Annotated in this window: 25 protein-coding genes and 7 pseudogenes; 18 read left to right on the top strand and 14 right to left on the bottom strand. The window is 62.1% G+C overall.

Features of this window, described 5'->3' with window-relative positions:
* Nucleotides 1-146: 146 nt before the first annotated feature.
* Nucleotides 147-320: pseudogene (locus tag CN933_RS32620) on the bottom strand (four-carbon acid sugar kinase family protein); the annotation flags it as partial.
* Between the two features lie 90 nt (nucleotides 321-410).
* On the bottom strand, nucleotides 411-1,133 hold the full coding sequence (locus tag CN933_RS28375; protein WP_102763047.1) for an aspartate/glutamate racemase family protein: 723 nt from the start codon (nucleotides 1,131-1,133) through the stop codon (nucleotides 411-413).
* A 278-nt stretch (nucleotides 1,134-1,411) separates the two neighbouring features.
* Between CN933_RS28375 and CN933_RS28370 the strand changes: the two genes are divergently transcribed.
* On the top strand, nucleotides 1,412-2,734 hold the full coding sequence (locus CN933_RS28370) for an NAD(P)/FAD-dependent oxidoreductase (protein ID WP_102763046.1): 1,323 nt from the start codon (nucleotides 1,412-1,414) through the stop codon (nucleotides 2,732-2,734).
* Nucleotides 2,735-3,043: 309 nt separating this feature from the next.
* On the opposite strand, the gene relB is transcribed toward CN933_RS28370, so the two are convergent.
* Both relB and CN933_RS28360 read right to left on the bottom strand, forming a co-directional pair.
* Nucleotides 3,044-3,367 (bottom strand): type II toxin-antitoxin system RelB family anti-toxin transcriptional regulator, encoded by a 324-nt coding sequence (gene relB / locus CN933_RS28365; RefSeq protein WP_102763045.1) that lies wholly within the window; start codon nucleotides 3,365-3,367, stop codon nucleotides 3,044-3,046.
* Nucleotides 3,357-3,713 (bottom strand): annotated as a pseudogene (locus CN933_RS28360) (type II toxin-antitoxin system RelE/ParE family toxin). The gene relB and the pseudogene CN933_RS28360 overlap by 11 nt, the downstream one beginning before the upstream one ends.
* 482 nt (nucleotides 3,714-4,195) lie before the next feature.
* On the opposite strand from CN933_RS28360, the pseudogene tnpC reads away from it, so the two are divergent.
* The 3 genes and pseudogenes from tnpC to CN933_RS32615 all read left to right on the top strand — a co-directional run.
* Nucleotides 4,196-5,088: pseudogene (gene tnpC / locus CN933_RS28350) on the top strand (IS66 family transposase); the annotation flags it as partial.
* 99 nt (nucleotides 5,089-5,187) lie between these two features.
* On the top strand, nucleotides 5,188-5,298 hold the full coding sequence (locus tag CN933_RS32100; protein WP_245425195.1) for a transposase domain-containing protein: 111 nt from the start codon (nucleotides 5,188-5,190) through the stop codon (nucleotides 5,296-5,298).
* Nucleotides 5,299-5,379: 81 nt separating this feature from the next.
* Nucleotides 5,380-5,667, top strand: a complete 288-nt coding sequence (locus CN933_RS32615) for a helix-turn-helix domain-containing protein (protein ID WP_102763044.1) — start codon at nucleotides 5,380-5,382, stop codon at nucleotides 5,665-5,667.
* Here the strand turns inward: CN933_RS32615 and CN933_RS31730 are convergent.
* Both CN933_RS31730 and CN933_RS31725 read right to left on the bottom strand, forming a co-directional pair.
* Nucleotides 5,630-5,785: a VOC family protein gene (locus tag CN933_RS31730; protein ID WP_210204026.1), complete on the bottom strand. Its 156-nt coding sequence runs from the start codon at nucleotides 5,783-5,785 to the stop codon at nucleotides 5,630-5,632. The two genes, CN933_RS32615 and CN933_RS31730, sit on opposite strands and share 38 nt — an antisense overlap.
* Nucleotides 5,770-6,051 (bottom strand): VOC family protein, encoded by a 282-nt coding sequence (locus CN933_RS31725; RefSeq protein ID WP_210204025.1) that lies wholly within the window; start codon nucleotides 6,049-6,051, stop codon nucleotides 5,770-5,772. The genes CN933_RS31730 and CN933_RS31725 overlap by 16 nt, the downstream gene beginning before the upstream one ends.
* Before the next feature lie 473 nt (nucleotides 6,052-6,524).
* Between CN933_RS31725 and CN933_RS28335 the strand changes: the two are divergent.
* The 5 genes and pseudogenes from CN933_RS28335 to CN933_RS28315 form a co-directional block, all read left to right on the top strand.
* Nucleotides 6,525-6,708: pseudogene (locus CN933_RS28335) on the top strand (ISL3 family transposase); the annotation flags it as partial.
* A 4-nt stretch (nucleotides 6,709-6,712) separates the two neighbouring features.
* Nucleotides 6,713-6,865: pseudogene (repC, locus tag CN933_RS28330) on the top strand (replication initiation protein RepC); the annotation flags it as partial.
* Between the two features lie 123 nt (nucleotides 6,866-6,988).
* The gene (locus CN933_RS28325) at nucleotides 6,989-7,420 is read left to right on the top strand and encodes an Xre family toxin-antitoxin system antitoxin (RefSeq protein ID WP_102763043.1); all 432 of its coding nucleotides are present in this window, start codon (nucleotides 6,989-6,991) and stop codon (nucleotides 7,418-7,420) included.
* A complete protein-coding gene (locus tag CN933_RS28320) occupies nucleotides 7,417-7,899 on the top strand; it encodes an RES family NAD+ phosphorylase (RefSeq protein WP_102763042.1) in 483 nt (160 codons plus the stop codon). Before CN933_RS28325 ends, CN933_RS28320 begins: the two co-directional genes overlap by 4 nt.
* A 192-nt stretch (nucleotides 7,900-8,091) precedes the next feature.
* On the top strand, nucleotides 8,092-8,427 hold the full coding sequence (locus CN933_RS28315; RefSeq protein ID WP_180980835.1) for a hypothetical protein: 336 nt from the start codon (nucleotides 8,092-8,094) through the stop codon (nucleotides 8,425-8,427).
* A 6-nt stretch (nucleotides 8,428-8,433) separates the two neighbouring features.
* Here CN933_RS28315 and CN933_RS28310 read toward each other — a convergent pair.
* From CN933_RS28310 to CN933_RS28295, 4 genes and pseudogenes are all read right to left on the bottom strand, one after another.
* A pseudogene (locus CN933_RS28310) lies at nucleotides 8,434-9,608 on the bottom strand (site-specific integrase).
* A gap of 25 nt (nucleotides 9,609-9,633) precedes the next feature.
* Complete coding sequence (locus CN933_RS28305; protein WP_102763041.1) at nucleotides 9,634-9,909, bottom strand: type II toxin-antitoxin system RelE/ParE family toxin; 276 nt, start codon at nucleotides 9,907-9,909, stop codon at nucleotides 9,634-9,636.
* On the bottom strand, nucleotides 9,909-10,169 hold the full coding sequence (locus tag CN933_RS28300; RefSeq protein ID WP_013845222.1) for a CopG family ribbon-helix-helix protein: 261 nt from the start codon (nucleotides 10,167-10,169) through the stop codon (nucleotides 9,909-9,911). Before CN933_RS28300 ends, CN933_RS28305 begins: the two co-directional genes overlap by 1 nt.
* Before the next feature lie 122 nt (nucleotides 10,170-10,291).
* A pseudogene (locus CN933_RS28295) lies at nucleotides 10,292-10,828 on the bottom strand (PQQ-dependent sugar dehydrogenase); the annotation flags it as partial.
* Between the two features lie 331 nt (nucleotides 10,829-11,159).
* Between CN933_RS28295 and CN933_RS28290 the strand changes: the two are divergent.
* Together CN933_RS28290 and CN933_RS28285 are read left to right on the top strand one after the other, a co-directional pair.
* Nucleotides 11,160-11,867 (top strand): cytochrome c oxidase assembly protein, encoded by a 708-nt coding sequence (locus tag CN933_RS28290; protein WP_180980834.1) that lies wholly within the window; start codon nucleotides 11,160-11,162, stop codon nucleotides 11,865-11,867.
* Nucleotides 11,864-12,379, top strand: coding sequence for a CopD family protein (locus tag CN933_RS28285; protein WP_102763039.1), 516 nt, complete (start codon nucleotides 11,864-11,866; stop codon nucleotides 12,377-12,379). The genes CN933_RS28290 and CN933_RS28285 overlap by 4 nt, the downstream gene beginning before the upstream one ends.
* Here the strand turns inward: CN933_RS28285 and CN933_RS28280 are convergent.
* The gene (locus CN933_RS28280; protein WP_102763038.1) at nucleotides 12,346-12,864 is read right to left on the bottom strand and encodes a DUF2231 domain-containing protein; all 519 of its coding nucleotides are present in this window, start codon (nucleotides 12,862-12,864) and stop codon (nucleotides 12,346-12,348) included. The genes CN933_RS28285 and CN933_RS28280 overlap by 34 nt on opposite strands.
* A 78-nt stretch (nucleotides 12,865-12,942) precedes the next feature.
* On the opposite strand from CN933_RS28280, the gene CN933_RS28275 reads away from it, so the two are divergent.
* From CN933_RS28275 to CN933_RS28260, 4 genes are all read left to right on the top strand, one after another.
* Complete coding sequence (locus tag CN933_RS28275) at nucleotides 12,943-13,560, top strand: cytochrome c oxidase subunit II (RefSeq protein WP_234705385.1); 618 nt, start codon at nucleotides 12,943-12,945, stop codon at nucleotides 13,558-13,560.
* Nucleotides 13,557-16,040 carry a cytochrome c oxidase subunit I gene (gene ctaD / locus CN933_RS28270; protein WP_102763036.1) on the top strand — a complete coding sequence of 828 codons (2,484 nt, stop codon included), beginning with the start codon at nucleotides 13,557-13,559 and terminating at the stop codon, nucleotides 16,038-16,040. The genes CN933_RS28275 and ctaD overlap by 4 nt, the downstream gene beginning before the upstream one ends.
* Nucleotides 16,037-16,357, top strand: coding sequence for a hypothetical protein (locus CN933_RS28265; protein WP_102763035.1), 321 nt, complete (start codon nucleotides 16,037-16,039; stop codon nucleotides 16,355-16,357). The genes ctaD and CN933_RS28265 overlap by 4 nt, the downstream gene beginning before the upstream one ends.
* Before the next feature lie 290 nt (nucleotides 16,358-16,647).
* On the top strand, nucleotides 16,648-18,909 hold the full coding sequence (locus CN933_RS28260) for a PBP1A family penicillin-binding protein (RefSeq protein ID WP_102763034.1): 2,262 nt from the start codon (nucleotides 16,648-16,650) through the stop codon (nucleotides 18,907-18,909).
* A 470-nt stretch (nucleotides 18,910-19,379) separates the two neighbouring features.
* On the opposite strand, the gene CN933_RS32095 is transcribed toward CN933_RS28260, so the two are convergent.
* On the bottom strand, nucleotides 19,380-19,562 hold the full coding sequence (locus CN933_RS32095; RefSeq protein WP_245425193.1) for a hypothetical protein: 183 nt from the start codon (nucleotides 19,560-19,562) through the stop codon (nucleotides 19,380-19,382).
* A gap of 1,285 nt (nucleotides 19,563-20,847) precedes the next feature.
* On the opposite strand from CN933_RS32095, the gene CN933_RS32610 reads away from it, so the two are divergent.
* Genes CN933_RS32610 through CN933_RS32470 form a run of 3 tightly spaced genes read left to right on the top strand, consistent with a single transcriptional unit; the run spans nucleotide 20,848 to nucleotide 22,326 of the window.
* On the top strand, nucleotides 20,848-21,561 hold the full coding sequence (locus tag CN933_RS32610; RefSeq protein ID WP_522954419.1) for a hypothetical protein: 714 nt from the start codon (nucleotides 20,848-20,850) through the stop codon (nucleotides 21,559-21,561).
* Complete coding sequence (locus tag CN933_RS32605) at nucleotides 21,456-21,989, top strand: reverse transcriptase domain-containing protein (RefSeq protein ID WP_522954420.1); 534 nt, start codon at nucleotides 21,456-21,458, stop codon at nucleotides 21,987-21,989. The genes CN933_RS32610 and CN933_RS32605 overlap by 106 nt, the downstream gene beginning before the upstream one ends.
* Nucleotides 21,990-22,011: 22 nt before the next feature.
* Nucleotides 22,012-22,326 (top strand): retA reverse transcriptase, encoded by a 315-nt coding sequence (locus CN933_RS32470; protein ID WP_348627626.1) that lies wholly within the window; start codon nucleotides 22,012-22,014, stop codon nucleotides 22,324-22,326.
* A gap of 293 nt (nucleotides 22,327-22,619) precedes the next feature.
* On the opposite strand, the gene CN933_RS28235 is transcribed toward CN933_RS32470, so the two are convergent.
* Both CN933_RS28235 and CN933_RS28230 read right to left on the bottom strand, forming a co-directional pair.
* On the bottom strand, nucleotides 22,620-23,735 hold the full coding sequence (locus tag CN933_RS28235) for a TRAP transporter substrate-binding protein (RefSeq protein WP_102763031.1): 1,116 nt from the start codon (nucleotides 23,733-23,735) through the stop codon (nucleotides 22,620-22,622).
* A 66-nt stretch (nucleotides 23,736-23,801) separates the two neighbouring features.
* Nucleotides 23,802-25,373 carry a TRAP transporter large permease gene (locus tag CN933_RS28230; RefSeq protein ID WP_102763030.1) on the bottom strand — a complete coding sequence of 524 codons (1,572 nt, stop codon included), beginning with the start codon at nucleotides 25,371-25,373 and terminating at the stop codon, nucleotides 23,802-23,804.
* Nucleotides 25,374-25,381: the final 8 nt, after the last annotated feature.

Genomic DNA, 25,381 nt, shown 5'->3' with positions numbered 1-25,381 from the left:
GCGTCCTACCTTACGGATCACATTAAAGGAGCGTCCAAATAACGGATGGCTCGGATCCAGCACCTCGATCTTGTCCGGTGATGATTCGTCAGACTCACAAGCAGGGATATTTCTGTAGGCCTTCGAGGGACTGCGCCACGGCCTCTCGTCCGGCTCTTCAGAGCGACCACGCCCGCTTCAATATCTGCCGAGGCCACTGTTCTGGGGACGCCCAGAAACTGCGCGGTACGCAAACCGCCTTTGGGGACCATGCCTTTCGCGATCGTGTTCGCGATATCGCTTGCGCCAGTAAAGTCGTCGGCGATCACTCCCAAAAGCACTTGCTACTCCCTTCTTTCCCTCGCCGAGCCAGGAGCCTGCTACCCTCGCTCCGCCGCCATCCTGCTTTCAACGCGTGTTAGGGTGGCCGCCTACCGGCCAGCCGTCTCTTTAACCGTTAACATTTCCTCGGCACCGGAGCGGGCATTCAAGGCAGAAGCGACGCGAAGCACACCGAGTTCGGGGCTGGTCAGTATCGGCACCCTGGTCTCGCTCATCTCATTCAGGGCATTTGCCATCGATGCCTGAGCAAGAACAACCACATCAACGCTGTCGACCAGAGAAGCAAGGCCTTCGCGGATCATTGCATCATGTGCCGCCCTGTCCCCGCTTCGCAATTTATCAAAGGCCCCCTCGCAAAGACGGTTGGTCAGCGAGACATGGAGGCCCATCCTCTCGGCATGGCGTTCAATCAAGCCGGTCGTGGGGCGCAGCGTGGTTGCCAGGGTCGCCAAGACGCCAATTCGGTTGCCGAGCTGCAGCGCCTCGATTGCCATCCCATCATCAACGCGGAAGAGCGGTACCGGACACAGGGGCAACGCGACGTCGACGGCGGGTCCGAGCGAGGAACACGTGACGAGCACTGCCGAAGCCCCTGCATCCACCGCAGACCAAATCTGAGTCGAAAGTCGCCGGATCGCCTGATGTGATAGCGCGCCTTCGCGGATCGTGTTTGCCAGCAAGCTCTCATCCACCATGTTGAACGAGCGCCAGTCCCGCAGATGCAGACCTACGAGTTCATTGAACACGGGAATAATACCGGGGACCGTATGGATCATCGCGAGCTTGGGGAGCTCATCATAGTCAGTGGTCATGGCGTTTAGACTCTGCTTCTGTTCGTGCTGCTCTTCAATCTGAATTCATGCAGACGGGAGTGAATGAGACTGATCGAACCTGCCCTGGTTGGCCCGGAATGGGCTCGAGGGACGCTGTCGACGATGTTCCGTAGCCTATCGTGCTCAGTGCAGTAGTTTTTGCCGTCGCCGCCACCGGAAACGGAATTTCCCGCTGTCTGTGCATCCCCACTCGATGCATTCTGCGCTCTGACCTCAGATAACTTTTAGCCTCATGCCAAGGTCACTTCAGGTCAGCGATGTCTCCACTTCTCAAACGAATCCACAGCGATCAAGGGCTCCCCGCCAAGGCGGACGTCGTCGTCATCGGCGGCGGCATTATCGGGGCAACGGCGGCATTCTTTCTCGCAGAGCGGGGCTTATCGGTTGCTTTGGTAGAAAAGGGTCAGGTCGGCTGCGAGCAGTCGAGCCGCAATTGGGGCTGGTGCCGCCAACAAAATCGGGATGAGCGGGAGCTGCCGCTATCAGGTGTCGCCTTGCAGCTGTGGAGCGAGTTTCAGTCCAAGATCGGCGAGGACGTTGGGTTTCGCCGATGTGGTTTGCTCTACGCCACAGACAACCCCAAGCAACTGGCGGAATGGGAAAGCTGGCGTGACTTGGCCCGGCGCTTCAACGTCAACACCAGGATGCTCAGCGCCCAACAGGCCGCTGCGGCGATCCCGGCAAACGGCCGGCGATGGCTCGGTGGAGTCCATTCTATCGATGATGGGAAAGCTGAGCCCGCAATCGCCGCGCCGACGATCGCTGAAGGTGCGCGCAAACTCGGCGCGACGATCCACCAGGAATGCGCTGCGCGAGGCCTTGATCTGACAAACGGCGCGGTGTCCGGGGTGATAACCGAAAAGGGCGTGATCCGAACAGAGGCGGTTCTCTGCGCGGGCGGTGCCTGGACGTCGATGTTTTGCCGCCAACACGGCGTGCTCTTTCCACAAGCGAGCGTGCGTCAGACGGCGCTTCGTACCCGGCCCACCTCCGATCTCGGTGAGGCAATCTATACGCCGGAAGTTGCGCTCACCCGCAGGTTGGACGGTAGCTACACGCTGGCGATCAGCGGCCGAGCGATGCTCGACATAACGCCACAAGGTCTTCGCTATGCGCGCTGGTTCATGCCTATGTTCGTGAAGCGTCTGAAGGCGGTCCAGTTCGGGATCGGCGAATCCTTTTTCAAGGGTCCGGAAGCGCTCGGAAGCTGGAAGGGGAACGGAACGTCGCCGTTCGAAAAGACGCGCGTACTTGATCCGTCCCCGAACCGTCGAACGGCCGCCGCCATCCTGAAGCGGGTAAGGGAGCAATTTCCGGCTTTGGCTGGAGTGGAAATCGCCGACAGCTGGGGAGCCTATGTGGATTTCACGCCCGATGCGGTGCCGGTCATCTCGCAGGCCGACGGCGTCACTGGTCTCTATTTGGCTGCGGGCTGCTCTGGTCATGGCTTCGGACTTGGGCCCGGCATCGGCCGGTTGGCCGCGGACTTGGTTGCCAACGATACGCCTTGCGTCGATCCTACGCCCTTCCGCCTGTCGCGCCTTGTCGACGGTTCGAAAGTCAAAGTGGGTGCTATCTGATTGGCAAGCCGATCCCAGGCCTTGAGATGATGTCTTAGGGACGAACCCGCCAATGGATTCTTACGTGATCGTCGTCGGCGGGCACTTTGACGTGCCCCCAGAAAACGCCAGGGCATAGACACCCTCTGATGGCCGCTTAGAGCCGACACCAGAATTTCCGGTCTGTCTCCACGAGCGACTGCAACGTGTCCGGAGCCGCTCCTCACGAGCTCTATGCACGGCTCGCTGCGAGGATGTTCACGTTCTAGGCCAAGAAGATCGCATAATGTATCGACTGCGATCGCGAGTGCTGGTGTTCGCGGCTGTATCCTAAGACAGCATTTCGAGACCGTGCTTCTGGACGATTGAAAGTAGCTTCAATGCTGGGCCGCTTGGCCGCTTGGCGCCGGTTTCCCACTTTTGCACCGTCGATTCACTGGTATTTAGATAGCGCGCGAACACTGGCTGGCTGACATGATTGTTCTCGCGCAGCGCCTTGATCTCGCTTGGCATCAGCTCCTGCGGGATGGACAGGCAAGTGTCATCGAAGGTTTTCATGGTCGCCTTGTCGATCCTGCCTGCCCTATACATGTCTTCGACGGCGCTATGGATCGCCTCAAAGGCATCGCTCTTGAACTTGCGCTTAGTTGCCATTGCAAATCTCCAATAGGGCGCCGGTCTTGATTTCGACATCAAGCTCGGCCTGCGTCTTGCGCCGATAAAGATCGGCGAGCTTCCGAAAAGCCAGGAGCTCGTCGTCATCGATGTTTGCGCCATCCTTTTTTGCAAACAGATATGTGAACACCCAGTACTCACCGGCTTTCGCCAGAACGACCGAACGATGCATGTTGTCGTTGGGCCGCTTCTTGAACACGCCGCCAACCGAGATCATCAGCCTCTCCGCGTGCGACTTGCGCAATCGCCTTGCAAAGGGCATTGTCGGAGATCCGCGGCTTTTTTCGCTGCTTTGGAAAACCGTTTTAAAAGTCCGTTCTGACATCGCTTTATATAGCACTTAGTGCTACGCCTATCAAGTTGTCGGGAAGAATCGTAGAGACTACGCCGCTTCCCATACCTGATTCAAAATCCGGGCGGCAAGCGCCGCCTTATCTTGGGGCAGGAACCGACCGTAGTGATTGGCGACCGTCTCCGGTGTGTCCTGGATTGCGTAGCTCGCCTGCTCATAGGATCCGGTCGGCTTGAGGATACCCGAAGGGTTGCGCGCCTTTGTTGTGGGTTCGCGTATCGTGCTGCGGGGCCCTTTGGATCAGTGGTGTGGGCGCGGGGTGATCATGCTCGATCGGTCGTTCCTGGTCGACCCAGCGGATGACCGCCTCGAGGCTGGATCGCAGGCCTCTCTTGAGCGCGGGCGTCATTTCGTCTTCCAGCCCGCAGGCGTCGTAAACGGATCGCCAGTCTATACGGCCCATCCGCGTCAGCGGATGTTTTCGATGAAGGATTAAGCTGGAGAGATAGGGCTTAATGTTCTCAAGAGCCCGCCGAGATACAAGCGGGGAGATGGGGACATCGCAGTCGGTCATCCAGGCATCGGCCCCGGCGCATATCGTCGAAAGCGACATTCCGACAGAAGCGCTGCTCGCCTATATCGCGGTTTCCAAATATGGCGACGGGTTGCCGCTTTATCGACAGGAGGCGATCTTCCTGCGCGAACATGTCGAAGTCGACCGCGGGATTATGGCGCGGTGGATGGGCAAGCTCGGGTGCGAACTCGAGATCCTCGCGGACTACATCTCAGCCAGAGAGGCGAACGAATATTCGCTGACGAGACGACATTGCTCACTTGTTCCCGGATCGGGGTCGGCAGAGACAGCGTATTTGTGGGCGTACGCGCGGGACGACCGACCGTTCGGTGGCAGTGGACCGCCTATGGTTGCCTATCGCTTTGAAGACAGTCGATCCGGTGATTGTGTTGCTCGGCATCTCGAAAGCTATCGCGGCATCCTGCAGATTGACGGATACACTGCCTATAACCGTGTTGCCCGACCTGACCGCGGAAACGACGGCGCTCTTTTGGCGGGGTGCTGGGCGCATAGTCGACGTCGGTTTGACGAGCTGCACGCAAACGACAGCTCAAAGGTCGCAACGGCGACAATCGAAAAGATGGGCGCACTTTGGTCGATTGAGGAAAAGGTGCGCGGACAAAGGCCCGATGTTCGCGTTGCCGCCCGTCAGGAGGCCTCCGTTGCAGTCGTTGCCGATCTCTACACACTCTGGCAGGACACGCTGCCCCGCATCTCTGGAAAATCAAAGCTCGCCGAGGCCATTCGCTATGCCCTTAATCGGCGGGAAGCCTTCGAACAGTTCCTCCATGACGGCGCATCGAGATAGACTCCAACATTGTTGAGCGTGCAATCGGGCCTCAAGCAATTGCTCGGGAGAATAGCCTATTTGCCGGAAATGCCGGCGGCGGAAGAACTTGGGCCACGCTCTCTACGCTCATCCAGTCCGCCAAGATGAACGAAGTCGATCCGCTGGCCTGGCTGACGCAGACGCTTCAGCGTATCGCCGCAGGTTGGCCATCGAGCGATCTCGACGCTCTGATGCCCTGGAACTTCAAGAAGTAACGGCCTCACGTCACCGCTTACGAGGCATACGGGGTCCTAAATGACGTTTTGGTTGGTGCCCTAGCATCGACCTCGACGGTGATGATCGCAGCACGACAGCTGGGAGTGTCCGAGCGAACGCTTCACCGGCATGTGCGCAAGCGAACCGGGGAAGCACCTTCGTTCTGGATAGAGCTCGCACGCGCACGGCGTGCTCTTCGCGCTCTTCGCGTCGGATTGCCTCTCGCGGAAGTCGCATTCGACGCGGGCTATGCGGATCAGGCGCACTTCACCAGAGCGTTCGGTGCACGCTTTGGCTGTTCGCCCGCAAAGTTCCGGCGAAATCCTCTCCTTATGCCCCTCGCCGGTCGGTCGGGCTTCGCTGGATGAACTGCCGGAATTCGTCGGACGGCGGTATTTCCTTGTGGCAGTAGACGATCACTCCGGCCGGGTCGAGCACGCCGAAGCCTCGATCTCCCCAAGGGTTGTCGGCTAGCGGAATGACCACTGTCTCGCCGGCCGCGGACATCCGCCTGTGATCTCGTCGACGTCCGCGACGATCAGATTGAGCATACCGCCTGTGCTGAAGCTCTGCGCTCCATCCCGCGGCTCCATGAAGCCGAGTTCCGGCGCATCGGGAGTTTTTCCCAGCCGCATAAGAACGTACCATCCGCAGTCGAATGGATACCAGGTATCGAAGAAGCGGTCATAGAAGCTGCGCACCGCCTCCACTTCGCTGGTGATGAAAGTCATAGAATAGCCCGAGATATTCATGAGGAGCTCCGTTGCTGTTAACGGCACCATATGCCGACGCTCGCGCCGCGTCTTGAACGAATCGGACAAGCGGCTGCAGCGCGAAACCGATCAGATCCGGGAAATGCTCTGAGGGGAGCCTCTCATCACGGAAAGCCCCGAAGCGGGCGAGCTCTCTGGCAGGCGTCTGGCAGTTCAAGCTTCATGATTGGCAGCCCGATTGAAGACGGCGGAATGTGTGTTCGGCTGGCAAAGAGTTCCCAAGCTTAGCCCGCGTGGTTGCTCTGACCATCAGAGAAGCAAGACGTCGGAACGCGCCCGATTCTGTTGGAACCCGATAAGCGGGAACTCCGCATTCCAAAATCGTCTGCTTTGACTAAAGTCGGCGCAAAAGCCGCCGTTCCGCTTCCCATTCCAGTGGCACGCGTTCCGCGTCATAACGCAGCTTGGTTGACGGACGATGGGCATTCGATCCCATTCCAGCCATTCGGAGCGAGATTGTCGGTCTGCTCGGCCATAGCGCCGGGGGGCCGACCGGGCGAGCGCCTGATGCGACGGCTCGGCGTGCCGGTCAGCGACGACACGATCCTGCTGCAGCTGAAGCGGGATGCCGCGCTCGTTTCCTGCGATGCCACGATCCGGGTCGTTGGCATAGATGATTGGAGCTGGCGACGATCGTGGCGCTTGCATCCTCGAAAGGGCAGTGCACATAAAAAACCCCAACGGCTACCTGCGTGATCTCACGCGAAGGGCGGCGCGCGGCGAGTTTTCGCTCGGGCCAATGCTGATGGCACTGATGCGGGCGAACCAGGACGCGGGCCGGAAAGCCGGATAGTGCGATCGCAAAGTGGCTGTTAAGCTTCGCTGCGTCGAGGAAAGGAAAGCGCGCCAATGGTGTCAGTCTTGCAGGATGCCTCATGTGCGACTATATTTCGCCTCAAGTGAACGGAGATGAGCAATGCTAGCTTTTGAAAATGTTGCCGATGTCTTGGGTTTGCCGGCGAAGGAAGCAGCAGCGCGTTCTCCGCTCGGGCTGATTACGCGCATAGAGGGAGGCTTGCCCGTTGCGGCATTGGAGCGCGTGGTCCACCTTCTGGCTCCAAATGACAGCCAGTTCAAGTATCGCTTGGTGCCGAAGGCGACCTATGAACGCCGAAAGACGACGCTTCGGCTCTCACCAGACGAGGGGATGCGCGTCGCGCGTGTCGCCAGGGTCTGGAATCTGGCCCTGGATGTTTGGCAAAGCGAGGAGGAGGCCCGTGACTTCCTGTTTCGGCCCCACCCCATGCTCGAGGACAAACGTCCGATTGATGTGGTCATTCAGAGTGAGATCGGCGCCGAACTCGTGCTGGAAACCCTCGCAAGCCTGAAATACGGCAGTGCTGCGTGAGCGCCCAGATTCTTGATCGCACGCTGTTGGCATTTCGAATAGGCGACCCGAAAGGGACCTATCCCATATTCCACGCAACCGGCTCAACCATAGCCCCGGGGCGCTGGAACACGCCGGCAAGCCCGATCATCTACAGCAGTGAGCACTATTCAACGGCGGTACTCGAAAAGCTGGTGCATGGCAGCGGTCGATTGCCACCAAACCAGCACTACGTGGAAATCACAATACCGCGCGGCTTGACTTACGAGGTCTTTTCGCCGCCGGGCCTGCCAGGCTGGGATACGATGCCGCCAACAGTGAGCAAGGGATTTGGCGAGCAATGGTGTCTCGAAAGGAGGAGCGCAATCTTGCTGGTCCCCAGTGTTGTCGCCCGGCTCGACCGCAATGTCTTGATAAATCCAACTCATCCCGAGTTCCCTGAAATTCAGTTCAGCCCTCATCAGCCGGTTTACTGGGATCGACGGCTCTTCGGACCGTAAACTGCGCAGTGCGTCTTGCCTGCTCGGTTCGGATAATCAACTTCGCCGCTCGGCCGTTTACGTGCAGCGTTACTGTAATAGCTTGCCGCCTGCGTGACCGACTTTGCTTTTGTCGTTTCCGCAGGAACTCTATCGCGATTCTGCCATTCTTATCGGTCAATTCCTAATGAGGAATTCCGAGGAGGAGGGATCGTGGAAGTTAGCGCCAGTGACCGCGAGCTCATCGCGGTGATGAGACATTATTTTGCGGCCAAAGCCGAGCTGGAGAGCTTGAAAGCACAACTGGAGGCGGCACGACAGGCAGCGGGCGAGGCGATCGGCGTATTCTACGATCCCCGCCAAAACGCTGAGCACGCCTCCGACCTGGAGCGCTCGCATCGCCTCAAGGGAGAAATGGTGGCGCTAATGCAGCGTGCTGAAGCATGGGGCAGGTCAGCATTGGCCGTTGACCAGAACGATGGATCGGAAGCGGAACCGGAAGAATGGCACTCGTTTGAGAAGCGAGCCGATTCACTCTTCGGCGCATAGCGTCGCTTAGACGATCAGCCGGGCCGCTCGTCCATTCTTTCGTTCCGCGTTGTTGTAATAGCTTGCTGCCTGCGTCACCGATTTGTGCAGCGACTGCTGCATCGCTTCGGCCAGCGGAATGCTACGGTTCGCCGCCTCGGTCAGATAGCCGGATCTCAACCCATGTGCCGAAAACAGCGCCGGATCAAGCCCCGCCTGTTTGCAACGACCTTTCGGGATCAGATTGACCGACTGCGGCGTCAGCGCCCGCCGGTCGACATTACCCCATTGATCGATGCGCCGGAAAAGGGGCCCGTCCGTGATTTGCGCGTCGGACAGCCATCGCTTCAACGCGGTCACCGGCCGACCGATCAATAGCACATGCGCGTTATCGTCGGCGGCGGTGGTCTTGGTGCGGCCGAGGCGGATCGACAGACAGGGCAGGGGAGGGAATTCTTGTCCGACGGATCGGCGCGGACCGGCTCCTCGTCGGCGAGATCCTCGACGCGCAACGCCGCTACCTCCGAGCGGCGGCGGCCGCCGGAGGCAAAGGTGGCCAAGAGCAGTGCGCGGTCGCGCACATCGACCAGCCGATCGCCTGCACAAGCCTGAAGCACCTTCGCCAGGACGTCGTCGGTCACTGCCCTCTTGCTCTTGCGCTGGCGCGGCCGGTTAATCGCCTTCACCGCCAGCCTCAGCGCGCTCTTCAGCGACGGCGCACCGAAGGCGCCGGTGAGACCGCGCCAACGGGTCAGGATCGACCAGGAGGTCAGCCGCCGCCGCACCGTGCCTGGCGTGTGCGGGCCGGGGGCTCTGAGCAGGCGCTCGTCGCGCAATCCGGCCTCAATGTCCGTCGGCATGCCGTGGGCCGGATCGTCAGCGCGCTTCACCGGATCCCAGAGGTGATGCGCGACAAATTTCAGCAGCAACGACTCTGGCGCCGGCCACGGGAGGGGGGAACCGCTCGCCAGCCGGCACCAAGCCTCGAGGTAGCCGAGGTCGGAGGCCAGCGCGCGTAGCGTATTCTCGCCCATGCCTTCGCTTGCGAGATGTTTCAGGGTCGCGACGTCGTCGTCGGTCAGCAGCGCGGCGAGATGGTCGCGTCCGTCGAACGGCAGGATGGCGTCGAGCGCGTCGAGCCCTTCGGCGCGGCGCAGGATTGCATCCGCGCCGATTGTCACAGGACAGTTTCCCTTTGCCACAAGAACGCCTTTCCGTTTGCACCTCCTAACGGTCTTCACGCGTATGCCAGAGCCGCAGCACGTAGATCGTCGACTGCCGGATCTCATACCGTATTTCGTAATGGCCAACGAGAATTCGCCGAACCTCTCGCGAGTCGAATTCCTCCAGCCGTTCGCCGATACGCGGTTGTTCGAGCAGGCGTGCTGGAGCGCTCGTCAACGATTGCACAGAACGAGCCGCAGCTTGCCGATTTACCGATGCCAGGAAATCATAGAGGCGCCCAAGATCGGCGACTGCCTTACTCGTCCACCCAAGCTTCATCACAGCGGCAAGGATAGCGGCTTGTCACTATCAAGACTGTCGGCCCAGGCCTGGACGGCCTGGTGATCGATAACGCGGCCAGCGTCGACGTCGGCAAGCGCTTCGAGCGTCAAGCGTCGGCGCTCCTCTTCCTGGTCGACCCAGGCGGTCAGCGCCTGCTTGACGATCCACCCGCGCGAGCGCTCAAGCCGGGCCGCGATCTGATCGACTTTCTCGGCGAGCGGCAGTGGTACGTGCGCCGTCAGCACCTTCGTTTCCATGTTTAGCTCCCGCCGATTCATTTTCAATCACAAAGATTATTATTGATTATCATTGAAGCGAAATCAAGGGTTGGGGCGCTGCCCGGACATCGCTTGGGACAGGCTCCATCCTCGCGTCGCCCTCATCGTGCCTGCGCGGGAGCGCCTTCCCCTGAGGCGGACGCTGGCGGTTGGCTGGCAGTGATCCGCCATACCGTATTCGCCAGATCGTCTGCGACGATCAGCGCGCCGCGCGGGTCCATCGTCACGCCCACGGGCGGGCTGCGATTCCAGCTTCCATGCTCGCCCACGAACACGCCATCCGCGAATTTTGCGCCCATCGCCGGCGTCGAGAATGACGCGCCAAGCGCTGCCACATGCGAGCCGAGGCTCTAGTCGGGGCGGATCGCGGAGGCCACCTCGTCGGGGTCCTGCGGCTGCACGCGGGGGTCAACGTTCTGGCCCCAGTAACTGTAGGGCCACCCGTAGAAGCCGCCCTCCTGAACCAAAGTTAGATAGTCCGGGACAAGGTTGGTCCCGATCTCGTCCCGCTCGTTCACCACGGCCCAGAGCTGGCCCGTTCCCGGCTGGATGGCGAGCGCGGTCGGATTGCGAAGACCGGTCGCATAGGGCTTGTGTGCTCCCGTCTGCACATCGCTCTGCCACCCCATTGCCCGGTCGACAGGGCAAGGTGCATCATCCCACCAGCGCTGACGATGCCGCAAGGTGGTGGTGCAAAGCAGCATCAGCGTCACAAGCATTCCGGCTTCTTGCAACCACCGGCTCAGGCCGGGTGGAACTTCCAGCCTCCAAGCTTGTTTTCTGAGTCACGCCCGTTGACACAGCCGCTGCCTAGGGAGGGTATATGAGGAAGCCAGAAGAAGCTGGTCAGCGTCCCGAGATGCCCGGCAGGACCAGTCTGACTCTCATCGGCGATCGTTGCGAACTGTCCAAAACCGCCGCCTGCAAGGGCGCGTCCGTTCGCTCCCATGCCAACGAGGCAAGTGTGTGATGGAGGCCCTGCAGGGAACCTTCTGCGGCCCCGCGCCGGTGCCGGCGGACATCTGGCTGCGCTGGAATCTCGACCCGTCGTTGCTTCTCGCGCTAGGTCTCCTGGCCCTCGCGGTTGGGAGGAGCAGAGCGGGGGCACTCGCCGTGGCGGTGCTGGCAACAGCCTTCGTTTCGCCGCTCTGCGCGCTCTCGGCGGCGCTGTTCTCGGCGCGGGTGATTCATCATGTCCTGATGGTGGCGGTGGCCGCTCCACTCCTCGCGCTCGCCTGGCCCGGACGCAGGCCGGGGTCCCCGTCCGTGTCGTTTCTCGTCTCTACGGCGGTGCTCTGGGCCTGGCATTGGCCTCCGGCGTACGACTTGGCGCTGTCGAACAAAGCGGCCTACTGGGCAATGCAAGTTACGCTCCTCGGTTCGGCCTTCGCCTTTTGGCGGGCGGTCCTCCACCGCGGGCAGGCGGCGGGCACGGGCCTCCTCTGGGTGCTGGTGGGCTACCTGCAGATGGCCCTCCTCGGGGCACTGCTCACCTTCGCGCCCGAGGCTCTCTACGCGATCCATGCGGTCGCGCCGCTGGACTGGAACTTCACGCCGCTCGGCGACCAGCAACTGGGCGGGCTTATCATGTGGGTTCCGGCAGGCCTGCCCTTTGCCGTCTGGGGAGGCTTTGTCGCGCGCCGGGGATGGCAGGCGGTGACGAAAGGGCTCGCATGATCCCTTGGCTCGAGGGCGCGATTCCCTATCTGAAGGCACTCCATATCGCCGCCCTGGTGATCTGGTGCGCAGGGCTGTTCGCGCTGCCCTTGATGCTGGCCCGTCACGACCCGGCGATCGGGCAGGCGGACTACAGCAAGATCAGGCTGGCGACCCATTATGCCTACACGGCCGTGGTCACCCCCGCCGCCCTGCTCGCCATCGCCGCGGGAACTCTCCTGATTTTCCTACGCGACGTTTTCGTCGTCTGGATGTTCGCGAAGCTTGTCTTCGTGGCGATTCTCATTGGCTTTCATGCCTGGGTGGGCGGCACGATTGTCGCCGTCGCGGACTCCGAGGGCGAGCACCAGACGTCCGAGCCGCTGGTCCCGATGCTGATCCTGCTGATCCCGGTCGTCGCGATCCTGGTCCTGGTGTTGTCCAAGCCCCCGCTTGAGGCAATTCCGCTGCCAGACTGGCTGACGACGCCGAGGGGCGGTCAGCTTCCGTTCGACGTGCCTCCTAAGTTGTAATCGAAGACGAGCTTGCCGCCATGCCACCCGGTCACCCCTACCATGAGGACGCAGAGGCCCGACAGCAGGATGCCGTAGGGCAGAACGGCCGTCTCGTAGCCGTGAAGCCGGAAGCCCCAGTTCGCACCCAGAAGCGACAGGAGCACCGTCGCCACGGCGGCGTGGGTCCAGGCGGAGGCCCTCGCACGGATGCCTGGGACCAACAAAAGCTCTGGCAAACCCGTGGCGGCTGCGCCGAGGCCGAAGAGGAAGGCCGTGCCGGCGGCCCATGCGCCGGCCCGCGCCCAGAACACGTCGCCGGTCCACCAGTAGAGCGCGTCCGCCCCGAAGTTGCAGAAGGTCAGCGCAATAGGGAAGGCTACGGCCATGGCATGGATCGGATGGCCCGCGACCGCGATCTTCGACGCGGTCTCTTCGAAGCCGGGAGTTTGGGCGATCGGATCGATCGGCGTCTCGTCGTTCGGTTGCCTCTGGGCCTCGGTCATCGGTGCTGTCTCCTGTGGGGTGTGGTCGGGACCCTAACGCTCATCGTCCTGACTGGTTGCGAGCAGAGGCTATCGACCGTGCATCCGGCGGGCCCGGCTGCGGCAGCGATCGCTACGCTGTGGTGGGTCATGCTGATCGGGGCGACCGCAATCTTCGTGCTCGTCATGGCGCTTCTCATACTGGGGCTACGCCGCCGCGAAGCCCCGGACACACCCGAGGCGGAATCCCGGCGCGAACGGGTCTTTATCCACGGACTTGGCCTCGGCTTCTCGCTCACCATTCTCGCTGCACTCACCGTCTATGGGCTCGTGATCGGCGAGCGGCTGTTGCCGAGGCCCGAGCCCGGCCTCGTGACCGTCCGCGCCGAGGGGGCGCAATGGATGTGGCGCTTCTCCTATGCCGACGTGCCCGGCCGCGTGACGGAGGGCGTCCTCCACATTCCCGCCGGCCGCCCCGTGGACGTGCAGATCACGACGACCGACGTGATCCACAGCTTCTGGGCGCCGCGTCTTGCGGGCAAGCTCGACGCAATTCCCGGCCATGTGAACGTCTTGCGGATCGAGGCCGATACCCCCGGCGACTATGCCGGCGTCAGTGCCGAATTCAGCGGCCCTGGGTACACCGCGCACCGCTTCACCGTGCGGGCGCATGACGAGGCCGCCTGGGACACCTTCCTCCGCGGAGAGACTGAATGAATGCCCTGCGCCGCCACCGCGAACTCGAGCGGATCTGGGCGTCCCGTCCGGGCTGGCGCGGCAAGCTCACGACCGTGAACAACAACGATATCGGGCTGATGTTTCTGGGCCTTGCGGTGACGTTCTTCGTCATCGCGGGCATCCTCGCGATGATGATCCGGGCACAACTCGCCACCCCGGGCTCGGTCTTCATGGGACCTGAGATCTACAACCAGGTCTTCACGATGCACGGGACCATCATGATGTTCCTGTTCGCAATCCCGCTCTTCGAGGGGCTGACAATCTATCTCCTGCCCAAGATGCTCGGCACGCGTGACCTGGCCTTTCCCCGGCTCAGCGCCTTCGGCTTCTGGTGCTACGCCTTCGGCGGCTCTCTCCTGATCTTCTCTCTCATCGCAGGGATAGCGCCGAAGAGCGGCTGGTTCATGTATCCGCCGCTCTCCTCGACCCTCGGGTCGCCGGGCATCAATCCCGACTTCTGGCTCCTCGGCATAACCTTCGTGGAGATCTCCGCCATCTCGGCGGCTGTCGAGATCATCGTAACAGTTCTCCTCTACCGCGCGCCGGGCATGTCGCTCGACAAGTTGCCGATCTTCGCCTGGTACATGCTGGTGGTGGCGGTGATGATCCTGACCGGGTTTCCGCCGCTGATCCTGGGCTCGATCTTGCTCGAGCTCGAGCGCGCCTTCGGGATGCCCTTTTTCCAGGTCGAAGCTGGGGGGGACAGCTTGCTTTGGCAGCACCTCTTCTGGCTCTTTGGCCACCCAGAGGTCTACATCATCTTCCTGCCGGCCGCGGGGGTGGTCTCCACGGTCCTGCCGGTGATGGCGCGCACGACGCTCCTAGGCTACGGCTGGGTGGTGGCGGCGGCGGCATCGCTCGGCGTGCTGAGCTTCGGGCTCTGGGTGCATCACATGTATGCGACCGGCATCCCCCATATGGGGCTGGCCTTCTTTTCGGCGGCTTCGACGCTGGTGGCGGTGCCCACGGGGGTGCAGATCTTCGCCTGGATCGGGACGATCTGGAAAGGCCGGCCCGAGATGCACCTGCCGATGCTCTGGATTCTCGCTTTCTTCGCGACCTTCGTCATGGGTGGGCTCACCGGCGTCATGGTGGCGATGGTGCCGTTCGACTGGCAGTCGCACGACACCTACTTCGTCGTGGCGCATTTCCACTATGTGCTGGTCGGCGGCTTCGTGTTTCCCATGCTCGCAGGGCTCTATTACTGGCTGCCGCATTTCACAGGGCGCAAGCGCTATTTTAAGCTGGGCGAGACGGCGTTCTGGCTCATCGTCCTGGGCTTCCACGGAACCTTCCTGCTCCTGCACTGGGCCGGACTTCTCGGGATGCGGCGGCGGATCGATCATGTCGACGCCGGGCAGGGGTGGGAGCTCATCAACCTTCTCGCGTCAATCGGCGGCTTCGTCATGGCGATCGGCTTTGCGCTCGTGCTGATCGACGTGGGGGTCAACGTGGCCGTCGCAGCTCGTGGGCGGCGCAATCCCTGGCGGGCCGGAACGCTGGAATGGACCATGCCCGCGCCGTCGCCCTCCTACAACCTCGCCTCGATTCCCGAGGTTCGCAGTCGCTATCCCCTCCATGATGACCCCGATCTGCCCCTGCGGATCGCGCGTGGCGAGGGATACCTCGGCACTCCCCCGAGCAGCGGTCTGCGTGAGATCCTAACGGTGGAAATTACCAGCGGACGGCCGAACTACCTCGTAATCTTCCCGTCCAACTCGGCGCTGCCCATCATCATGGCCCTCGTCACGGGAGGTTTCTTCGTCGGGATGCTCCTCAAGGCCTACTGGCTCCTACCGCTCTCGGGGCTGGGCGTGACGGCGCTTGCGGTCTGGTGGGCCTGGGGCCTGGGGAGCCTCGAGGACCAGGTCCCGCAGAATGTCGGAAAGGGGGTTGCCTTACCGCCCGCCTCCGAGGTCGACGACCCGCCCGGCTGGTGGGGATCGCTGTTCCTGCTCCTCGCCAACGGGGTGTTCTTCGGCTCGCTCCTCTTCGGCTATGCCTTTCTCTGGACCGTGGCCCCGAACTGGCCGCCGCCGGCGTATCTCGAGCCTGGCCGTCTGGGCCCGGCACTGGCGCTGGGCGGCGCGGTCTTGGCCCTGGCTGGCATCCGCATGGCCATCCGCGCGCTCCGCCGCAGTGCAGGGCCCTGGCTTGGCCTTTTCCCGTGCTTCGCAGGCACAGCCGCGCTCGGGGCCGCCGCGGTCACGGTGCTAACGGGAATGCGACACAACGCCCACGCTTACGACGCCACGCTCTGGGTCGTAGCCGGCTACGTCCTGTTCCACGCGGCCGTCGCGGGGCTCATGACGGCGTTCCTCGGGCTGCGGGCGGCCGCCGGCTACCTCTCGGCTCGGCGCGTCGGCGAGGCGCGGGTCGTGCAGCTCTGGTCAGACTACGCGGCCATCACGGCGCTGCTCGGTCTCGGGGCTGCCTGGTTGCCGGGAGCATTAGTGTGATAGATATCCTCCGCATCTCGGTCCCGCTCACGGCCTGGCTCGCCGCCTTCAGCGCCCTCTATGGCTTGCAGGGTCTCGTCTGCTCGGAACGTTGGACGGAAGCGGGTCTCGACCTCGCCATGGGCCGAGCAGCCATGACAGGGGTCTGGGCCGTTGCGGTAACGCTTCAGCTTGCTTTCCTGCTCGCCTTGCGCTCGCCTCACTTCGTCGCGCGTTCGGCCTTCGTGCGGGCTCTGAGCCTGATGCTGGCCACCGCTGCCCTGGTCGCCACGCTCTGGACCCTCTTGCCGGTCGTCACGACCTCGGCCTGCCTGTGATGCTAGCTCCGCTCACTTAGATCTCACACCGAAGCTGCCAGTCCGCCTGCGTGAAGGGTTTCGGGCGCCGGGAGGGGTACGACGCTGCCGTCGCCGGGTAATGTCGTGCGAATGGGATCGATGGTAGTATGAAAAGCCCGGGCTAGCAGTAAAGATTGGATTAGCGTAAATCGCGTTCGGCGTGCCGACATGATGCAGCACCACCATGCTTCGGACACGTTTCTGGCAACCGTTCGCCGGGCAATGCGTTTTGCGCGAACGCACGGGCGAGATTTTGATCGAGAGCACGGATGGCGCAAAGCGATGCCGCGTCGAAGATTGGCTCGGAGAGCCGTCAGGCAGAAAAAGCTGAGCCGAGCCGAGATCACCCGGGTCGCGCGGACGGCGCCGCATTCGTAAAAACTCGAAGGGCACTTGCCGGCGTGGGCCGAGCGCTGGTGAGGCTTGGCCGGGCGTTGCGCGCAGAAGTGCCCGTTGCAGCACGTCAGGCCTGGGAAAAACTGCGCACGGCAGCGCTTGGCGGGTTGGAGCGGCTGAGACGGGCCTCGAGCGGCAAGGCCGCGTTCTCCGCTTTGATGGAGGGCTTGCCAATCCACTGGTCGTTTCCGCGCCGACGCGCAAGGGCCGCAGACCACCAGGTCGAACGAAGTGGCCCGAGCGACAGGCGCTCGATCCTGCTGCGGAGTGCAGCGGCGACGGTCTTGGCTGGCTCCGTGCTGCTGGCCGTCGTCTTTGCCTGGGCCCTGCGCGATGTTCCCTGGGACGAAATCGCCGACGGCTCGCTGAAGCCAGTTGTCCTGCTAGAAACGGGCGCCGGTAAGCCTCTCTTGAACCAGGGGCCGTTTCAGGGTTCCTATGCGGCACGGACGGACTTTCCGCAGCATCTTATTGAGGCTGTGCTCGCCCGAGAGGATCGCCGCTTCTACGAGCACCTCGGCATCGATTTGAGGGGCATTGCCCGTGCGACGTACAGGAATTTCGGGGCGGGTGAAGTCGTGCAGGGAGGTAGCACGATCACGCAGCAACTGATCAAGATCCTCTACCTCGAGCGCGAGCGCACCTGGAAGCGGAAGATACAGGAAGCGGTGATCGCCTTTTGGCTGGAGCGGAAGCTCGGCAAGGACGAGATCCTCACCCGTTATCTGAACAACATCTATCTCGGAGCGGGCGCCACGGGCGTGCCGGCCGCCGCCCGGATCTATTTCGACAAGGACGTCAAGGAGCTCGACATCGGTGAGTCGGCGATGCTCGCCGGCATTATTCGCGCCCCCTCGCAACTCAATCCGCTGACCAATCCGGAAAGCGCGCGCCAGCAGGCGGAGGTGGTCATCGATGCGATGCTCTCGGGCGAGAAGATCACCCCCGAACAGGCCAAGGTCGCGAAAGCGGACTTCGTCAAACTCCAGCCGACCCAACCGGCGACGAGGTCGGGAAGCTGGTTCGCCGACTGGATCATACAGGATGCGCGCGAGTTGGCTGGCCCGTATCGCGGGACGATCAAGGTCAGAACGACCATGGTGCCGCGGCTGCAGGCCATTGCCGAAAAGGTTGTCTCCGACGCGCTGAAGCGAGAAGGCGGCAAGGCTGGCGCTTCGCAGGCCGCCCTGGTGGCGATGACCCCGGAGGGCGCCGTCGTCGCGATGGTCGGTGGTCGCGACTATTCGAAGAGCACCTTCAACCGCGCCGTCTCGGCCATGCGCCAGCCCGGCTCCGCATTCAAACTGTTCGTCTACTACGCCGCCCTGAAGCGGGGCCTGACGCCGTTCGATCCGATAGAGGATGCACCGATCGAGATCAACGGCTGGACGCCGGAAAATTTCGGCGGCGGCTATAGCGGCATGGTCAGCATAGCGGAAGCCTTCGCGCGCTCGCTGAACACGGCCACCGTTGCGCTGGCAATGGAGGTCGGTATCAAGGAGGTTATTGCCGCGGCGCGCGAACTCGGTATCGACACCAGTCTTGCCGAGACACCAAGCCTTGCGCTCGGCTCGTCGGAGGTGAACCTGCTCGATCTGACCGGAGCGTATGCCTCGGTCCGGGCGGGCCGGGCACCAATTGAACCCTGGGGCATCGAGTCACTGCATGCGGAGGGCCAGCCGCGGGCCTTCCGCGTCGGCCCCTCCAAGCAGGCGACAACCGATATCAGCCGGTACCAGCGGGACCTCGTGGCGTTGCTGCGGCTCGTCGTCGAACGCGGAACCGGCCGTGAAGCCGATATCGGCAAGCTTGCCGCGGGCAAGACCGGCACCAGCCAGAACCACCGCGACGCCTGGTTCGTCGGCTTCACCGAAGCGCTGGTCGTCGGCGTCTGGGTCGGCAACGACGATGAGACGCCGATGAAAGAGGTGACCGGCGGCAAGCTGCCGGCGCAGATATGGCGGAACTTCATGACCGCTGCGGTCGCCGAAGGCACTCCGCGGGGCGACGTGCAAGCGCCAGGCTCTGCCCCCGCCTGCAACTTCAGGGCCTGCGCGCGGGCCTATCGGTCCTTCCGGCCGGATGACTGTACGTTTCAGCCGTACTACGGGCACAGGCGTTTATGTGAGAAGTAGGGTTAATGCGGAGTTTGCGAGAAAGAAGCAGGGCAGGCGGAAAGATGCGAAAAGTACATGCAGCGAGGGAGTTCGATACCATGTAGACGGCCCCCATAGCTTCGACGGCCCAAAGCAGCGCGTACTGCTCCGACTCGAATCCTGACATCCCGTCGAACCTGTCCTGGAATCTCTTTCTGCAGCTGCGGCCATCACGATTGCTGTAATTCTAACAACGAATGCTGGAGCCCACCAAAGGGCAAAGCTGGCGAGTATTCTGACCGTCGTACATCGAGGGTCCCGTATCCATTCTTTCCTCTTGTCGGTGCGAGGCTAGGAAAGGATCTTTTTCGGGAGGGCCATCCACTCGGCAAAGACGATTGGCTGCTGCTGGATCTCTATGGGACGACCCATGACGCACGTCTCTTCCCTCGGCCGGCAGTCTTCAATCCCAAGCGGGAAATCATCGTGGCGCAATAGGGACTTCCGCTTCATTCCACAAGGAGGAGGTCGGCCCGGAACCAGCCATTGAACCCCCATGTCTGCTCCGGTTCGATCTCCAGACCAACGATTTGCCGCGGACCTCCGTCCAGTTCGTCGCGTCGGCGGGTGACAACGTCGGCAACAAACGCTTCTATACCGGGCTCATCAAGCAGACGTTCGTCTGCGCCCATGCCGCTCCATAAGGGCTGAGACGCGTCGACGCCGTAAAGGCGGTACCGCTCTGATCAAAGTCCTGCAGGACATCGCGAACGCTCTGCTCAAGCGTCAATTTCTGTTCTTCAGTCAACATGTTGCCTCCAGGGGCCGGCCCTTGCCTAATATCGGATCAGCTTCAAACCGTCACCCGGCCATCACGCCAAGCGCCATCACCGCCCCGGCCAGATGAATCGAGGTTCCCGAGGTGATGCTCTCATAGGACCTTAGTCCATTGCGGGAGCGCACGGCCGAAGCACATACTCACTGTCCGAGGGAACGGCGATTCCATTTCCACAGATCTTTCGGAGTCTTCCATTATGTCAGCTAGCAAAGGATGGAGAGGTCGAGCAGCCGCGTTCGTTTGGCGCACGGTCACAAGCCCCTTCTCAATTGGCGTCTACATCGCAATTGCGACATGGATCTCGTTTCTTGTGAGCGCCAAAACGGGTATCCCGGCCTATGTGCTCATGGCTGCCCAGTTTTTGCTCGTGATATTTATCGACCCTCCGAAAAGACTGGCTCGGTTCACCGAACGAGGCTGCGGCCGGTCGGCACGTTCGCCGAACTCTCGCGTGGCTCGCGGCAGCAAACACCGATAGTCGCCCGGAAGACTTCGCCGGCGCGAAGTCCCGCCTCTTGCCGGCGGCCGCTCGACTCCTGTCCTTCATCGAGGCTGAGGGAGAAAAGGCATGGCAGATGATCAAAAGAAGAGAGGTCAAGGCAAAGACGCCATTTCTACTGAAGGGCACACATCCAAAACCAGCGGAATACCGCCGCCCAGACGCGAAAGAATGTGCAAGAAGCAACCCGACGAGGAAATTCTGCTCAGGCGAAGGCCGCTGAATATCTCGATAGAAGATGGCTATGCCATCGCTAGGTCGAAGCTAGGGACAATCTGGATGAGGTGCGCCAGGCCAAGCTGGCGCGTTCCGGCCGGTGCGAGTCCGGTCCGGGTAAGGGGTAGCGACCGCCCGGTAGCAAGTGTTGCGGCGTGGGAGGTGACGACCACGGCGAAGCGTACGCAGCAATCATGCGGGGTGTGGGAGTGAGCCACGATAGTGATAAGATTGCAGGGGCCGAGACGTTCTCATCCGTCGAAGGCAACATGTGCGGAGCCGAAAAGCGAGGCACCGTCGCCCTGCCGGGGTCTAGGGCCACATCACGCATGAAAGGAACGCGTCGGAACCTGGGAGATCTCTTGTCTGGCCGGGTGGCGTTCGCCATGCCGGTCCGCATCGGGAAGGCGAGGAGCCGTAGCCGATGATGAACGGACAGGAGAAGTCTGACTCCGGCATAGTAGCTGTGAAGCCGACGAACAAAACCGGGCAACCGGTGGCGGAGCCGGTGGAGCCAAGGCCGGCGACCAAGGGGAACGTGGGCCAGCAAAGCACGCACCGGGCACAGGACCGGGCTCGCGTGACCCAGGCGCTGGACCGCGTACGGAAAGCCGCAAGGCTGAGGAAGAAGGAACGGTTCACCGCGCTCTTCCACCATATCAATGTCGATACGCTTCGGACGGCGTTCTACGCGCTCAAGCGCAAGGCCGCTCCCGGGGTGGATGGCATGACGTGGCAGGACTACGAGGCAGACCTTGAGCCTCGGCTCAGGGACTTGCACAAACGGGTCCACAATGGGGCGTACCGACCGCAACCGTCTCGCCGGACGTACATACCGAAGGCAGATGGAAAGCAGCGGCCGCTGGCGATTGCCGCTCTGGAAGACAAGGTCGTCCAGGGTGCAACGGTCATGGTACTCAACGCCATCTATGAAGGTGACTTCTGTGGTTTCTCCTACGGGTTTCGGCCCGGACGAGGACCGCATGATGCGTTGGACGCCCTGTGCGTGGCGATCGATAAGCGGAAGGTGAACTGGATTTTGGACGCCGACATCCAGAACTTTTCGGGAGCGTCAGCCAGGATTGGCTCGTACGCTTCCTGGAACACAGGATCGGCGACAAGCGCATCATCCGCCTGATCCGGAAATGGCTGAAGGCGGGCATCCTCGAAGACGGGATCGTGACGGTGGATGGCAGGGGAACGGGTCAAGGGTCGGTGATTTCGCCGCTTCTGGCCAATATCTACCTGCACTACGTCTTCGACCTGTGGGCGGAGCGCTGGCGACAGCGTGGGGCCACCGGCGATATGATCATCGTGCGTTATGCCGATGATGTGATCGTTGGTTTCGAGCACGAGGACGACGTCTGTCGCTTCCTCGATGCGATGCGAGTGAGGCTTGAGGAGTTTGCGCTGTCGCTTCATCCGGACAAGACCCGCCTGATTGAGTTCGGCCGCTTTGCGGCGGTCGACCGCAAAGCGACGCGGGCTCGGCAAACCGGAAACCTTTGCATTCCTGGGCTTTACCTTTATCTGCGGGAAATCGCGCAAGGGGCGCTTTCAGCTTAGACGGAAGACCCGAGGCGACCGCATGCGGGCGAAGCTCAAGGACATCAAGGTGGAGCTACGGCGGCGCATGCATTGGCCGATCCCCAAACAGGGGAAATGGCTGGAGCAACTCGTAAAAGGACACTTCGGCTACTTTGCGGTTCCAACGAATATCCGGGCGCTCACGGCGTTCAGGTATCGCGTGATCGACCTCTGGCGACGATCGCTACGGCGGCGTAGCCAGAAGGACGATGCAACGTGGGAACGGATCGCAGAGCTAGCCAACGACTACCTTCCCAAGCCTTGCAACCTTCATCCATGGCCGAGCGTCCGCTTCGCTGTCAGCCACCCAAGGTAGGAGCCACGTGCGGGAAAGCCGCCCGCGTGGATCTGTGCGGGGGGCGTCCAGTAATGGGCGTCCCTACCGCGAAATCACCGTCTTTTACGGTGTCGCTACCATGTTCGCGATCCTCGCTTATGCGGCCGTCTCAGCCTGTTTGTCGCGCTGCAGGCTGCGTCGTAACGCTTTAAGCAAAGCAGCGGCGGCTTGTAGAGAGAAGCTTTAGGTTACCCGCCACGCGCCAGCCGGCATGCGCGGCAATCTGTCTGACCTGTGTGGCGCCACGCTGCGCCACACAGGACGATACCGCGTTACTTTCCAGCCGCTTGTGCAGCATACACGTAACTGTCATAGCTGTATTCGGCGACGCGGAACCACTCGAAGGACTCGTCGCGGAACTTCTTCCAGGCCGGATAGATCTTCGCCCAAGCAGGGTGCTTGTCGCTGTATTCGGCATAGAGCTCGAAGGTCGCCTTATAGGCGGCGTCCATCACGTCGCGCGGCATCGGGCGAAGGTTGACGCCGTTGCCAACCAGCGAGCGGATCGCCGTCGTGTTCTTGACATCATAGAGTGCCTGCATGTTGATGTTGGCGGCCTTGCAGGCCGTGTCGAGCGCGACCTTGTAGGCCGCGGGCAGCATTTCGTACTGCGTCTTGTTGATGAAGAAGTGGATGGTGAGCCCGCCCTCCCAGTAGGCCGGGTAGTAGTAGTACGGAGCGATCTGGTAGAAGCCGAGGCGCTCGTCGTCATAGGGGCCGACCCATTCGGCGGCATCGATCGTGCCGCGTTCCAGCGCCGGATAGATATCGCCGCCCGGAAGCTGCTGCGGCACGACGCCAAGGCGCGACATGACCTCGCCGGCGACGCCGGCAATGCGCATCTTGATGCCCTTGAGGTCGTCCAGCGTCTTGATCTCGTTGCGGAACCAGCCGCCCATCTGGGCGCCGGTGCCGCCGCCAGGCTTGCCTACGATGCCGTAGTCCTTCAGGAACTCGTCGTAAAGCTCGTTGCCGCCGCCGTGGTAGAGCCAGGCATTCTGCTGGCGGGCGTTGAGGCCGAAGGGAATGGTCGAGCCGATCGCGAAGGTCGGGTTTTTTCCGGTGAAGTAGTAGCCGCAGGTATGGGCGATTTCCACGGTGTTGCTCTGTACCGCGTCGATTGCCTGGGGCCCCGGCACCAGTTCGCCGGCCTGGAAGACCTGGATCTGGAACTTGCCCTCGGTCATCTTCGACAGCGCGTCCGCCATGACGACGGCGCCGCCATAGATGGTGTCGAGATTGTTCGGGAAGCCGGACGTCAGGCGCCATTTCAGGGTCGGGAGTTCCTGGGCGATTGCAGGTGCCGCGAGCGATGCCCCGGCGACCGCTGCCGCGCCGCCGAGCGCGCCCTTGGCCAGAAAGTTGCGGCGGTTCAAAATGTCAGTCATCGTATCCTCCTCAGGTGGCTGCGTGTCCGGCCGGCGCGGATGTCCAACCGGGACCGTTGGTTGTGGTTAGTTGGACTGGGCGGGCTGGCCGAAGCGTGGCTGCGGCGAACCGAATTGCGGTGTTTGCGCTCCGAAGGACGGCATCGACCTGTCATTAGACGATTCCGGGGCGCCGAAGGGCTGCGTCGGCGTGCCGAACGGGTTTTCTCCCTCGACACCAGGCATCGGCACATTCAGCTGGATCGTTGCCGGATCGACCGCCGCCTGACCGGACTTGTAGTGAGTGACGAGACCCGGGAATGCCACCACCATGGCGACCATAAATAGTTGGATCCCGAGGAACGGCAGGGCGCCCATGTAGATCTGGGCCGAGGTCACTGGCTGGATCGTCGCGCCAGTCATCCTGTCCTTATAGGCCCGGTTGGGTGCAACAGAACGCAGGTAGAACAGCGAGAAGCCGAAGGGCGGGTGCATGAACGAAGTCTGCATGTTGATCGCCAGCATCACGCCGAACCAGATCAGGTCGATGCCGAGCGCATCGGCCACCGGCGCTAGTAGCGGGATGATGATGAAGGCCAGCTCGAAATAGTCGAGGAAGAAGGCCAGGAAGAACACCAGCAGGTTCGCAACGATGAGGAAGCCGATTTCCCCGCCGGGGATCGAGGTCATCAGGTGCTCGACCCAGATATGGCCGTCGACGCCGTAGAAGGTCAGTGAGAAGACGCGCGCGCCGAGCAGGATAAAAATCACGAAGGACGACAGTTTTGCCGTGGCATAGAGCGCCGACCTCATCATCGAGAGATCCAGGCGGCGGTTGGATGCGGCCAAAACGAGCGCGCCGACGGCTCCCATCGCGCCGCCCTCGGTGGGCGTCGCAAGGCCGATGAAGATCGTGCCGAGCACCAGGAAGATCAGAACGAGCGGCGGCACTAGCGAGGTCACCACCTTGCGGCCAAGCTTCCATCCACGCAGTGTTCGGGCCCCCGGCGGCAACGCCGGAACGCTGGCAGGCTGTAGGCAGGACATGAGAATGATGTAACCGGCATAGATGGCAACGAGCAGCAGGCCCGGCACCAGCGCGCCCTTGTACATGTCGCCGACCGAGCGGCCGAGCTGGTCAGCGAGGATGATCAGCACGAGCGACGGTGGAATGATCTGCGCGAGCGTTCCCGACGCGGCGATCGTGCCGGCCGCCACGCGCCGGTCGTAGCCGTAACGCAGCATAATCGGCAGCGAAATCAGGCCCATCGAGATGACCGAGGCCGCGACGACGCCAGTGGTCGCCGCAAGGATCGCGCCGACGAAGATGACCGCGAAGGCAAGCCCGCCGCGGACCGAACCGAACAGCTGGCCGATCGTATCGAGCAGGTCCTCCGCCATGCCACTTCGTTCCAGGATCAGCCCCATGAAGGTGAAGAACGGAATGGCAAGCAGGGTTTCGTTCGACATTTGCCCGAAGATGCGGTCGGGCACGGCGCCGAACAGGTTGATCGGCAGCAGGCCCATTTCGATGCCGATGAAGCCGAAGACAAAGCCGACGAAGGCGAGTGCGAAGGCGACGGGATAGCCCATCAGCAGCACGACGACCAGCGACAGGAACATGATGGGCGCGAGATTTTCTGCGAAGAAAGCAAACATGGGGTCGG

The organism is Sinorhizobium sp. M4_45 (assembly GCF_002885915.1).
Classification (GTDB): Bacteria; Pseudomonadota; Alphaproteobacteria; order Rhizobiales; family Rhizobiaceae; genus Sinorhizobium; species Sinorhizobium meliloti_A.
The sequence above is the reverse complement of the archived record's forward strand: the minus strand, read 5'-3'. Positions and strand labels throughout refer to the sequence as shown.